Source organism: Deinococcus rubellus (assembly GCF_025244745.1).
Lineage (GTDB): Bacteria > Deinococcota > Deinococci > Deinococcales > Deinococcaceae > Deinococcus > Deinococcus rubellus.
Genome location: NZ_CP104213.1, coordinates 2,487,501 through 2,499,584 on the forward strand (window position 1 = coordinate 2,487,501; position 12,084 = coordinate 2,499,584).

The following is a 12,084-nucleotide window of genomic DNA, read 5'->3' on the forward strand; positions in this document are numbered from 1 at the left end:
GTGGGGTTGGCGACGCCCTGCCCGGCAATGTCGGGAGCCGAGCCGTGAACCGACTCGAAGATGCCGAACTTATCGCCGATGTTGCCGCTGGCTGCGATGCCCAGGCCGCCCACCAGTCCCGCCGCAAGGTCGGAGAGGATATCGCCGAACATGTTGGTCATGACCAGTACGTCGAACTGCTGGGGGTTGCGGACAAGCTGCATGGCAGCATTGTCCACGATCATGGTGCTGACATTCAGCCCGTCCATGCCGCTGACCTCATCCATGATGGTATTGAGAAACAGGCCCTGCGTGACTGGCAGCACGTTGGCCTTGTGGACCACCGTCAGCTTCTTGCGGCGCTGCATGGCGAGGTTGGCGGCAAATTTGCCGATGGCGAGGCTGGCGTCCTTGGTAATGACCGTGTCAGCAATGGCGGTGTCGCCGTAGCGGCGTTCCTGTTCCACATACAGCCCCTGGGTGTTCTCGCGCACCAGTACCAGGTCAACGTTCTCGTAAGCACCCGGCACGGGGCGGGTCTTGGTGGGGCGCACGTTGGCATATAGGCCGTACTTCTGACGCAGATGGCGGATCGCGCCCTTGAATCCGGCGGGCTTGTCGGTGGGACTGGTGGCGGCCCCGAAGAGGGTGGCGTCGGTGGTTTCAACCGCGTCGTAGGTGGCCTGAGGGGTAGATGTGCCGTGATCCAGGAAGTATTCGTACCCAGCCTGAGCGTCCACGTACTCGGCGCTGAAACCTGCGGCGTCCAGCACGCGGCGGGCCGCTGGAATAACTTCGTGGCCGATGCCGTCGCCTTCAATCAGTGCAATGCGGTAGTGAGCCATAATGGATTTAGTGTAATGGATGCACCGCTTCCGTCAGGTTCATCATCTGTACCAACTGGAGGAACAACAATCCTGGGTCGGAGACGCCATTCCCGCCACCACATCCCGCGCCAGCAGTGGCCCCAGCAAGAAGCCCTTGCTGCCCAGCCCGCTGATGTGCCACACCCCTGACTCGTCCAGTCCGCACCGCAGCGGCGAGAGGCGCACGCCCGTCCAGCGGCCCGTGACGCCAGCGCCGCGCAAATCGGTAAGGGCCCCCCCTTGTCCAGCAGCCAGTCCAGCGATTTCAGCGGCAAGCCGAGGGCCAGCGCTTCCGCATGGCTGTCCACCTGGGTCTCGAAGGTCGCGCCCAGCACGCCGCCGACCTGGGCAGGTGACAGGTATGCCCCGAAGCTCAGCGGCTGCTCGGGGGCTTCGTCCAGCAGCAACAGGCTCCCGGCCCGGTGAACGCCCCGGCCCACACCGAACTGTGCTGCCCCAAACGAACCCCCGCAGCAGATGACCTGATCGGCAGCCAGGGTTGTCCCGCCTTCCAGCACCGCGCCGCTGCCGGTGATCGCTGCCGCCCGCCCGCGCACCAGCCGAGCCCCCGACGCCACCTTGAGGACCCGCACCAATGCTGCGCCGCTCACCCAGCCGCCTTCGGGAATCTCCAGAGCGCTGTGCCAGCCGGGCGGGAGGTCGGTAGATTCGCGCCAGCGGTGCGGCAACTCAGCGGGCAAATTGGCCTGCCACTTGCGCCGGGTCTTCTCGTCCGGCACCGGGCGCAGCACGCCGGTCTGACCGTGGGGGACGACGTGGCCGCAAACCTCAAGCTCCTGGATCAAGGCCCAGGTCTGGCGCAAGCCTTTGAGTGAGAGCGCCTCCACCTTGCCGCTCTGCCCGCGCACCGGGTTGAGCAACGCAGCGGGCACGTCGCTTGAGCGGCCCTCCCCAGCGTCGAGCAGCGTCACCACAAAGCCGCGCCGCGCCGCGAAATACGCCGCCGACGCTCCCACGATGCCGCCGCCGATGACCAGCAGGCGTCTCACGGTTTGCAGGCCACCAGAAACTCGCGCTTGCCCACCAACCCGGCAGCCCGGCCACGCCGCCGCTCCACCCGCAGACCCGCCGCGATCAGACTGCGCCGCACTGCACCCGCCGCGCTGTAGGTCGCCAGCCGTCCACCCGGCGCGAGGCTGTCGGCCAGGCGGGCCAGAAACTCAGGCGTCCAGACTTCCGGGTTCCGGGCGGGGCTGAAGCCGTCGAGATAGATGGCGTCGGCCCACTGCGGGGGCAGCAATGCGGCGGTGATGTCGGCAAACCATAGGCGCAGGCGGTGCGGCCCGTGCTGAACGCTCAGATGCCCGGCTTGTTGGCCGGCATCCCAGGCGTGCAGCAGCGCCCGCCAGAGAGGATGGGCCTCGTCTCCGGCCACACCCACCAGATCGGAAGCCGCCAACGGAAACGCCTCAAATGCCAGATAGTTCAGCGGCACGCCGCGCCCGGTCACATCGGCCAGGGTGGTGCGGAAGTTCAGGCCCAGCCCGAAACCGACCTCCAGCACGCGGGGGGCCGGGTGAAGGCACGCGGCGCTGCCTTCCAGAAACACCGTACGCGACTGGCGGACCGCGCCGTGCTGCGACGCGTACCACTCGCCGTAGCGCTCGCTGAAGACACTTAGGGAGCCGTCGGCGGTGGGTACGGCAGCAGCAGGTGGGGTAGCAGCAGGTACGGGGGCGGCGGGTTCCATGGACCGTGGCTACTTGCCCAGATCGGCAGGCGGAATGGGACTGCCCTCGGCGGGGGCAGGCAACAGCAGTTCGTTCTGGCGCACGAAGGCCCACATGAAGCGCGGAATGACCACCAGTTGCGATTTGTAGGCCTGGATGGCTTTGATCTGCCGGGCACGCTGGGGAGCCGTCACCGGGTAGCGCTGCCACTTGAGGCCCTGCGAGGTAGGACGCGGCGGCGCGAGCGGCAGCCCCTCGTGCAGGCCCTTGGGCAGCGGCCACTCCAGCCCGCCGTGAACCAGGTAGAAGTACAGCTTCTCGCCGCGCTGCGAGGCCAGCCGTGAGGCCAGATACGCCGCCGTGCGGTGGTCGGGGTGGCCGTCCTGGGCGCTGGGGGCCAGCACGATCTCGGGCTTGACCAGATCGTAGACGGCGGACAGCTGCCTATCCAACTCCTTGCCGGTGTAGGGTTTGCCCGGCGCGAGGGTTCCGGCATACGGCACCCGGTTGACGCCGGTATGCAGCGAGGTGTAAGGCACCAGGTAGTTTTGCAGGTAGATCGGCGTCAGGCCCTGATCGGGAAACCCCAGGAAATAGACGTGCGAGGCGGGGATGCCCAGCGCCCTGGTCGCGGCGCGGGCCTCGTTCATACGCTGCAGGCCCAGGCGCAGCATGTCGGCGTGGCTGACGCTCAGCTCGCGGGTGGTGGCGCGGGCGTCCCACTCGAAGCCGTCGCCGCTGGTCAAGAAGACCACGTAGACCTGCCCGCCCCTCTCCATAACGTCCTGCAAAATGCCGCCCGCCGCCAGCGTCTCATCGTCGGGGTGCGGCGAGACGAACAGCACCCGCCCGCTGAGCGGCTTCATTTCCGGCAGGGCTGCCGCCGCCGCCTTCACCTGATGCAGCGTCAGGCTGCCGGTGGGCAGCCAGTACCAGCCGTTGACAAAGGCTGCCAGCAAAACCACCAGCACCAGCAGGCTGGTCAGGCGTTTCCATTTGCGTGGCTTTTTCAGGCGCATCAGCGCCCACCAATATAAACGAAGGATTCATGAAGAAAGACCTTCTCTAGGCCCCTATACTCGCTGGCATGTCCGCCCCGAGCAGTCAGTCGGCCCGCCCCAGCTTCGGCCTGGAGGAAGAAGTCTTCGTGCTGCACGGCGGGCGCACCTCGCTGGGCAGCCTGTGGAACATGGGCGGGTTGCTGTGGCAAGACCCAAAGCGCAACTGGGCCGCCACCGCCACCAACTTCCGGCGCGGCAAAGCGGCCCGGCGGGAAGTGATGAGCAGCGTGGAGGTCAGCACACCCGTCGAGCTGAGCGCTGCCACCCTCTTTACGGCGGCCCTATCGCGCCGCACCGCACTGTCGCGGGTTTTTGCATCGGGGCAACTCGTCGCGCTGGGAGCACTCCCCGGCAGTGACCGCTACCACACGGCGGGCCTGCACATCCACGTCGGCGTGCCTGCCGGTTCCGGCAGTGACCCCAGCAGCGAGCGGGCGCGGCTCTACGGCAATCTGGCTTATGTGCTGCCGGTGCTGGCCCTGGCAAGCGCCAGCAGTCCGTATTTCGGTGCAGGCGGCACCGGGGCGCTCTCGCGGGTCGGCGCGTCGTTCGCGCTGGGTGAACTCGGCCCCGATTCCCGCGAGCGCTTTCAGGACCTGATCGTGACGCGGCGGCTGGGCACTGTGGAGTTGCGCGTTCTCGACCCGGTGCCGGACCCCGAGCGGTTGTGGGCCATCTTGCAGGCGGTGGAGCGGGTAGCCCGGCTGCCAGACACGCTGCCCTGGAGCCGCGAGGATTACAACACCTTGAGAACGCAGATGCTGATGGGCCTCACCCCGGCGCTGCGGGCGCGGGCGGAGGTAGTCGAGGCGCTCACCGGCTTCGATCTGCACTGGACCGAACACACCGAGGCCGAGCGGGTGCTGACCCACACCGAAACCCACGGCTGGGAAAGCACCTGCGCGCACCTCGACGGCTTATACCGCAGCGGCGTCTGGCAGGACCTCGGCACACCGCACGCCCCGCCGCCCGCCTGGCACGGCCCCGCCGGATTTGCCCGCTACTACCTGCCCAAGCTGCCGTATATCGCCCGCAAGGCGTACCTGGAGAATCATCCCAGCACTGATGAACCGGGCCGCCGCTGATAGACTCTGGCCATGTTGAAATTCCTGCTGACCTTCCTGCGGCGGCTGCTGCCGTTCGCTCTGATCTGGGGAGCCGTGCTGCTGTTCTTGCAGCGCGTCTGGTTTTACCGCGACCCGGTGCGCATCACCCCCACCGACGAGGATCTGCTGACCAGTCCCTGCGACGGCCAGGTGGTCTACGTACGCCGGGTCGAGAACGGTGAGATCGTCAGCGAGAAGCTGGGCCAGAAAATCCGCGTCTCGGAAATCACCCACGCCGAGTGGCCCGAGGGTGAGACGCCGGGGGCAGGCTGGCTGATCGGCATCTACATGTCGCCGCTGGACGTGCATTTCAACTATGCACCGATGCAGGGCCGCATCACCGGCATCGTCCACAACGGCGCGAAACTGAACCTGCCGATGGTAGACCTTTGGGAATACATCCAGCTCACCTATCTGCGCCGGGCCGTCGACTTGTTCGCCAAGCGTTACGCCCTGGAAAACGAGCGCCAGACCATCTTCATCGAGGGCCGGGTCAAGGTGGCGATGGTCGAGATCGCCGACAAGTTCGTGAATAAAATCAGCACTTATGTGAAGGTGGGCGAGACCACCCGGCCCGGCCAGAAGATCAGTTTCATCGAGCGAGGCTCACAGGTCGATCTGTTCATTTTCGGCGAGGTGGACTTCCTGGTGGGCGTGGGCGATCAGGTCTACGGCGCACAAACGCCGATTGCCCGTCTGAGCAAGTCGTCGCGCTGAGGCAGGAGCATGGTCAACGCCGTCCTGCACTGGCTGGAAACCCTCGATCCATTCACCGTTCATCTGGTCAACTTTCTCCTATTGACCCTGGAGGGCATCGGCCTGCCAGGCGTTCCTTACGAAGCCAGCATGCTGGCGCTGGGCCTGATGGTCAAGGGGCAAACCACCACGCTCTGGGAAGCGGTGCTGTTCGGCACCCTGGGCAATACCCTGGGCAATCTGATCGGCTACTACATCGGGCCGCGCGGTCTCAGGCTCATTCCCAAGAAGACCCAGCAGCGCCTGGGCCTGATTCAGATTCAGAACATGCTCGAAAAGCATGGTCCCTGGATGGCCGTCATCAGCCGCTGGTTTGGGCCGCTCAGGACGTTGTTCATTCTGTACGCCCGCACGGCAGGTCTCAAACCGCTGCCGTACCTGGCCTGCTCGTTTCTGGGCGCGCTGTCCTGGACGGCGGTGTGGCAGATCGGGATGTGGCTGGGCGGGGTGGCCTTCATCGAGGTCTGGCACCGCTACCAGAGCTACGGCCTGATCGGGCTGGCGGTGCTGAGCGTGCCGGGCTACTTCATCTATCGGGCGGTGCATTCGGCGCGCAGCGAGGTCGCCAGCGCCGAGAAAGCCAAATCGCTCTCCGAGCAGGAATAAGTCGGTGGCGAAAAAGCTGACCATCTATACCCTCCTGCCACGCGGCACGTGCCCGACACTCCTGGGTGCTGGGCGCGGCGGTGCTCTACGGCGTTTACTGTGCAGTGATCAGTCTGATACTACAGGGCCTGCTGTGATCAGCGGCTCCCGGTGAGTCCAGCCTGGCGCTGGGTCGTACTGGCCCTCCTTGCGGTGTTCGTGCTGGGCCTGGGCGTACTGGCCGTCACCTCAGCCGAGGACGGTGACTACTCGGCGGCAGCGCAGGGGGCGGGAGCGGGCCTCGCGCTGCTGATGTTCTGTCTGAACTTTTTTAAGCGGTTGCGTGAGGGGCGGAAATAAACAGTCTCGCCCAAGTACGAAAAACTCAATATATGCAGAAACCCCGCGCCAGGCGGGGCTTTTTTAATGATGGGGCGTATATGACTCGAACCTACAACCCGCTGGTTCAGAGTTGCCTTTCGCTGCTTCGACTGAATAACGATGCTCTCCAGGGAAAGGGGGATCTGGAGACCTGGAACCAACACCTACGCTGAGCAATCCAGTTGAGGTCTTCCTCCAGCGAGGACAGATCACGGAGCGGTCTGATGGGAGCCACCTTCCATCCGTCACACCATCATTTCGTCAAGTAGGTGTTCATGAAGACGCTGGTGCCCAGCGGAGTCTGCACAAAGCCCTGCACATTGCTGCGAAGCGCAATCGGGAATGGCTGCTCGTAGAGGAACACGATCGGGGCCGCCGCCACGTAGAGTTGCTGTATTTGCTTGTACAGTCCCGCACGCTGCGCCTGGTTGAGTTCGAACTGACTCTGCACGAAGAGCTGATCCACACGCGCACTCTGGAAGCCGGTGTGGAAGGACTGCGCGTTCTTGTAGACGGCGGTGTAGGCAGTGGCCTCATTGGGATCAGCGATGTCATCGGTCTCGGCACCGAATTGCATCTGGAAGTCGTTGTTCCCGGAGCGGCCATAAAAGCTGGCATTCTCGACCTGCTCAATGCTGAGCTTCACGCCGATGGCACTCCACATCTGCTGCAACGCGGTCGCGAGGGCGATCTGGTCGGCATTCCCAGAGACGATTTGAAGGCTCAGCGAAAGGTTTTCTGGGACACCGGACTCCGCGAAGAGTTGCTTCGCTTTGGCGAGATCATATGGGTAGCCCGTCTGCGCGGCGTAGAGCGGGGTTGTACTCGCCAGGAAGGACGTACTCACCTTGCCGTTGCCGAACGCGACGAGTTTGATCAGGGTTGCCTTGTCGGTCGCGTCATTGAGTGCCTGGCGTAACTTCAGGTTTGAGAGCGGATTGGCCTGGCCGCCCACCAGCTTGGGACGGTTGTTCATCACGATGAAATTGCGCCGTGTGGACGAAAAGAGAACCATATTGAGCTGCGGATCGGCTTTGAGTTCCCCCACGCGTGCGAAGGGAATGAACTCCGCGCCTTGCAACTCGCCTGCTTGTAGTTTCAGGACGCGGGTGTTGTCATCGGGAATCACTTCAAAATGCACGGCATCGAGGTAAGGCAACGTCTGACCGTCCGCCGCCTTGCGCCAGTAGTAGGGGTTGCGCTTGAGAGTCATGGAGGAACCGTGCTCCCATTCGCTGAGCATGAACGGCCCCGATCCCACCGGATGCGCGGCGAAAGCGGCGGCGCGGGCCGCGTCGTTCTTGCCCGGAGTGACCATGTAGAGCTTCTTCGGTAAGATCGCCGAGTTGAAGGTGGCGAGCGCAGCCACGAGACTGGGATCAGGGTGCTTCAGGTTGAGGATCACCTGATCGCCCTTTGTCGTGACCGTTCCGATGGAGTCCAGCAGAAAGTTCCAGTCGCCGTTCTTGGGGTCGCGGGCGCGGTCGAGCGAGAACTTCACATCATCAGCGCTCACTGGTGTGCCGTCTGAGAACTTTGCTTCTGGGCGGACAGTGAGCGTAAAGGTTTTGCCGTCCTGCGAGAATGAATACGCCGAGGCGAGAGCGGGGCGGAACGTGTCCGTGCCCGGCACGGTTTCAATCAGGGTGTCGTAGATATTGGTCAGAATCCGGATGTCGAAATTCGCGTCCGTATAGACAGGATCGAGCAGGAGCGAGTCAGCGAAGCGGCCATACGTCAGGGTGCCGCCACGGGTGGGGGCGGCGCAGGCGAGCGTGACAGTCGCGGCCAATGAGAGGGTCAGAAGTCCTTTCATATGTCCTCCTCTACCTAACGTAGGGCACGCAATCGAAAGTGCAGTATTGAAGTGGCGACGGTGCCAACAGTTTGCGCTGTGAAACCCTACCCGGTCAAAGCAGGAGCATACGGAGGAGCCGTACTTACAGTCACACGATAACATCCGTTCGGGCTGCCGTGGAGGTTCCAGTCCATTTGGGGTGACCTAAGACTCGGAACCAAAACCTGCGCTCAGGACTCCGGTTTGGGGTCTTCCTCCAATAGGGACGGGTCACAGAGCCGTGTGAGGTAATTCACTCTGTACACTAAGGCATGAACCCTCAGAGGGGGGCACCGCTTCCGGCAGGACCTGGCCTCCTGCTGGGCCGAGAGCACGATCTGAGCCGTCTGACCGAACTCCTGCACAGCGGCTGCTGGCTCATCACCCTGCGCGGTCCCGGCGGCATCGGCAAAACGGCGCTCGCCCTGCACCTGGCCCAGTGGGTGCAGATGATGTACGACCACGTCCAGTTCGTGGACCTGTCTGCCCTACGCGACCCAGGCGAGGTCCTCAAGAGCATCGCGCTGGCACTCTCCCTGCCCGCACATGGGGCCGATCCTGGACGACTCATCCGTGAATTCGCCGCACAGCAGCGGACACTGCTGATTGTCGACAACTTCGAGCACCTCCTCCCGGCAGCGGTGCATCTGTGTGAACTGCATTCGGGCGACGGCACCCTCCAGATCGTGGTCACCAGCCGCACCGCCCTGCGCCTCCATGACGAACACGAGCATCCCGTGGAGCCGCTGGCCCTGCCGGGAAGCGCCGTCCAGGCCGCGTGCAGCCCCGCCGTGCAGCTCTTCGTGCAGCGCGTCCAGGCTTCGCGCCCCTCCTTTCAACTCGGTGCGGATAATACACCTGAAGTGATCCGGCTCTGCGAAATCCTGGAAGGGGTGCCGCTGGCCCTGGAACTCGCCGCTGCCCGCCTGCGAAGCTACGCCCTGCCCGACCTGCTGGTGCAACTGGAACACTCACTGGGGGGACTGCACGCGGATTTCCGGGACCGTCCGGAACGGCTGCGTTCGCTGCGCGCCGCCGTGCAGTGGAGTTACGACCTGCTGGGCGGGGATGACCGTGACATCTTCGAGTGCTGCGCTCTGTTCGAGGGCGGCTTTACTCCGGCGGGGCTGACAGCGGTCTGGGGCTCACAGGACGCGCTTGACCGGATCGAGATGCTCCTGGACCAGAGCTTCGTGCAGCGCCTGGACACGCCAGAAACGCGCTGGAAGATCCTGCAACCGCTGCGTGAACTCGCCGCCGAGCACCTCGCCCACAACCCGCTGGCGCAGACCTGGCGTGACCGACATGCCCGCTACTTTCTGGGAATGATCGAGGAGGCCATCCGCAAGTGGTCACAGGGCGACATTGACCACCGGGCAAGTTACCTGCCGCACTATCCCAACATCCGGGCCGGGATGGTCTGGGTCATACAGCAGGGTCAGGCCGACCTCGCCTACCGCTACCTCTGCACGATCGGATTTTTCTGGATGTCCTTCGGTCTGACTGACCAGGACTCGCTGCTGACGGATCAGGTGCTGGCTCTCCCCGCTCCCGAGGACCGGCAGATGCTGCTGCGGGCACTGCAAGTCAGTACTTACAGCCTGAATGCCACTGGGCAGTTGCAGGTTGCAGAAGTGCGACTGCAAGAGATGCTGACGATCTGCCAGGAGCTGGACGACCAGGACGCCACCGCCATGACCAGCCTCGCCCTCGCCGAAGTGGAACTGGCGACAGGCCGCGCCGATCAAGCCTGGGAACGCGTGGAGCAGGTGCTGCGCGAGGAACCTGAACGGATGGTCGGCGGCTGCCAGACCCCCAGGGGGCGGATGAACCGGCCCATTTCGCGTCTGGCAGCCGCCCGCTGCCTGCTGGAACTGGGTCGGCACGAGGAGGCCCTGAACTACGCCACACTGGCCCGCCAGTATTACCGGGAGGTCAGTAACCATGTGTTTGAACTTCTCACCCAGAACCTGATGGGCCAACTGATGTTGCACCTGAACCGGCGGGCTGAGGCCATGACGCTGCTGCTTGCCTGCCTCCACGAGGCGGCCAGGCAGGGCTTCAGGAGCGTGGCCGGCGCTGTCCTGAGCTGGAGCCTGACCCTACTGGCGGCGGACGTGCAGGACTGGCGCACCCTGGTACAGTTCGCGGCGTTCGTGAATGACCCATGTCTGGAACAATCGCAAAGCGTCTCGGACCTCCAGCTCCGGCGTGATCTGGCCCAGGCCCGTCAGGTGTTGGGGGAGGACAGCTACCTCGAGGCCTGGGCGGCAGGAACACGCCTGCTGTTGCCGGATGCGGTGGAGCTGGCTGAACAGCTGGTGCAGCACCTGTCCGTACCCGCGCAGCGTCCAGACGCCCGTCCAGCCCTGACGCCCCGTGAATGGGAGGTGCTGGCGCTCGTCGCGCAGGGCCACCCGGACCGGAAGGTCGCCCGCCTGCTGGGCATCAGTCCGGGCACGGCGAGCAAACACGTCAGCAACCTCCTCGGCAAACTGGGGCTACGCAACCGGGTAGAACTGGCCCGCTGGGCCATCGAGCACGCGCCGCCAGACGCACCAGGTTCCGCAGAGACGTCAGGACAACCCAGGTCTTGACTGGCGCTTGACTAACCCTCTACTGGTCCCCTCAACGGCAAAAACGAAGCGAAGAACTGAGCTGGAAACACATCTTCCGGACGTGACGGCGAACTCCCGCCGCCGCCGCTATCTGCTGTACCCGTAGAGAACGCAGACCCAGGGGCGTACCTAGTGCTGCCAGGGTCGTCAGCCGGGGTATTCGCAGTTGTGGCGATGTACTTTTCCCCGAGAACGCGCACCCTGAAAGGGTCAGCGCAACGCTGATGCAGAGGGGGAGCAGCGCACCAGGCTCCCTGGGTTTTCGGCGTCGTTCACCCGTTTCTCTTCGCGCTGCCCGTCGTCCCATGGGGATGAAAAAGGAGCGCAGCGGTAGGTCTGCCCTGCCCTGGAGGACGCACCATGCGTAAGTTCATTGCCTGCCTGACCGTCGCCGCCGCCCTGTTCGCCCCCGTTGCCCTCGCCGCGCCCAGCGCCGACATCTCCAGCAGCGTCATGATCTGCAACAAAAAAGGTGATATTGCTTATTCGGCTCTCTATACCGAGTCGAAATGGATGATGCTGCGCATGCCGCTTGCGCAACTCGGCGGCAGTCTGCCCAGCAACCTGACGCTCGCGGCGGGCAACCTGCCTGTCGGCACCACCATCACCCTCGCGAAAGCGGAGCAGGACGGCTCAGACGCCCTGCTGACCGTCTCGGTGCAGCGGGAGAGCAAGCGCAGTTCTGTCAACGCCATCAGCACCATTACCCTGTCCTCGGACGGCCAGGCGCTGACCAGCTTCGGTGTACCGGTGATGGGCACGGCCTACGCCAGCGGTCTCTAAGCGGGTGAATGCAGGCGGGCACCCCCATAAGTGGGTGTCCGCCTGCCGCCTGTGTTCTGGGGTTCTATCAAATTGAGCGTTTTATGCTTCATGTCACGGGGCAAAGGCTGGGGCACCGCGCGACATTATCGTGCGGCAACACGACCAGGGGCTGTGCAACCGCATGCAACGGACCCGCTGGGCCACCAAACAGCGAACGGTTCTCCACCCGTAACAGCAGGTCAAGACCGATGTTGGTCGGTGACCGATCAGATTGACCATACCGGGCTTCCGTACCGGGCGTACGGTCCCCACACTCCTGGCTGGCCGTGCTTCTTCAGATTTGCGGCGGTGTACCGAATCCTACTACCAGGGCAGACTACCGAGTATTGCTGATGTGAAGGTGTCCTCCCAGCGCCTACCGTAAGGCATCACTGAGGGC

At 64.2% G+C, this 12,084-nt stretch carries 11 protein-coding genes (1 of these 11 cut by a window edge); 6 read left to right on the forward strand and 5 right to left on the reverse strand.

All coding sequences use genetic code 11. The annotated features are described in order from the left end of the window. The 4 genes in view from N0D28_RS12770 to N0D28_RS12785 are tightly spaced (at most 9 nt apart) and all read right to left on the reverse strand, a layout consistent with a single transcriptional unit that may run on beyond the window. Positions 1 to 824: the 5' portion of an isocitrate/isopropylmalate dehydrogenase family protein gene (locus N0D28_RS12770; protein WP_260559882.1), read on the reverse strand. Its footprint begins 172 nt before the window's first position; only the first 824 of its 996 coding nucleotides appear in the window; its start codon is at positions 822 to 824; its stop codon lies beyond the left edge, outside the window. Further along, positions 800 to 1,855 carry an NAD(P)/FAD-dependent oxidoreductase gene (locus N0D28_RS12775; RefSeq protein ID WP_312846408.1) on the reverse strand — a complete coding sequence of 352 codons (1,056 nt, stop codon included), beginning with the start codon at positions 1,853 to 1,855 and terminating at the stop codon, positions 800 to 802. Before N0D28_RS12775 ends, N0D28_RS12770 begins: the two co-directional genes overlap by 25 nt. Continuing rightward, positions 1,852 to 2,556: a tRNA (5-methylaminomethyl-2-thiouridine)(34)-methyltransferase MnmC2 gene (mnmC2, locus tag N0D28_RS12780; protein ID WP_260559883.1), complete on the reverse strand. Its 705-nt coding sequence runs from the start codon at positions 2,554 to 2,556 to the stop codon at positions 1,852 to 1,854. Before mnmC2 ends, N0D28_RS12775 begins: the two co-directional genes overlap by 4 nt. 9 nt (positions 2,557 to 2,565) lie before the next feature. Then, entirely contained in the window at positions 2,566 to 3,555 is a 990-nt protein-coding gene (locus N0D28_RS12785; RefSeq protein WP_260559884.1) for a PIG-L deacetylase family protein, read from the reverse strand. A 68-nt stretch (positions 3,556 to 3,623) separates the two neighbouring features. Between N0D28_RS12785 and N0D28_RS12790 the strand changes: the two genes are divergently transcribed. The 4 genes from N0D28_RS12790 to N0D28_RS12805 all read left to right on the forward strand — a co-directional run bounded on the left by N0D28_RS12790 (position 3,624) and on the right by N0D28_RS12805 (position 6,404). Beyond that, the gene (locus N0D28_RS12790) at positions 3,624 to 4,682 is read left to right on the forward strand and encodes a glutamate--cysteine ligase family protein (RefSeq protein ID WP_260559885.1); all 1,059 of its coding nucleotides are present in this window, start codon (positions 3,624 to 3,626) and stop codon (positions 4,680 to 4,682) included. A 12-nt stretch (positions 4,683 to 4,694) separates the two neighbouring features. Further along, the gene (locus N0D28_RS12795) at positions 4,695 to 5,420 is read left to right on the forward strand and encodes a phosphatidylserine decarboxylase (RefSeq protein ID WP_260559886.1); all 726 of its coding nucleotides are present in this window, start codon (positions 4,695 to 4,697) and stop codon (positions 5,418 to 5,420) included. Between the two features lie 9 nt (positions 5,421 to 5,429). Next, positions 5,430 to 6,065, forward strand: a complete 636-nt coding sequence (locus N0D28_RS12800) for a DedA family protein (protein WP_260559887.1) — start codon at positions 5,430 to 5,432, stop codon at positions 6,063 to 6,065. A gap of 150 nt (positions 6,066 to 6,215) precedes the next feature. Next, a complete protein-coding gene (locus N0D28_RS12805; protein WP_260559888.1) occupies positions 6,216 to 6,404 on the forward strand; it encodes a hypothetical protein in 189 nt (62 codons plus the stop codon). A 274-nt stretch (positions 6,405 to 6,678) separates the two neighbouring features. Here the strand turns inward: N0D28_RS12805 and N0D28_RS12810 are convergent, their stop codons facing one another. Then, the gene (locus N0D28_RS12810; protein ID WP_260559889.1) at positions 6,679 to 8,241 is read right to left on the reverse strand and encodes an ABC transporter substrate-binding protein; all 1,563 of its coding nucleotides are present in this window, start codon (positions 8,239 to 8,241) and stop codon (positions 6,679 to 6,681) included. Positions 8,242 to 8,534: 293 nt separating this feature from the next. Between N0D28_RS12810 and N0D28_RS12815 the strand changes: the two genes are divergently transcribed. Together N0D28_RS12815 and N0D28_RS12820 are read left to right on the forward strand one after the other, a co-directional pair. After that, a complete protein-coding gene (locus N0D28_RS12815) occupies positions 8,535 to 10,859 on the forward strand; it encodes an ATP-binding protein (RefSeq protein WP_260559890.1) in 2,325 nt (774 codons plus the stop codon). 381 nt (positions 10,860 to 11,240) lie between these two features. Then, complete coding sequence (locus N0D28_RS12820) at positions 11,241 to 11,663, forward strand: hypothetical protein (RefSeq protein ID WP_260559891.1); 423 nt, start codon at positions 11,241 to 11,243, stop codon at positions 11,661 to 11,663. Positions 11,664 to 12,084 lie beyond the last annotated feature (421 nt).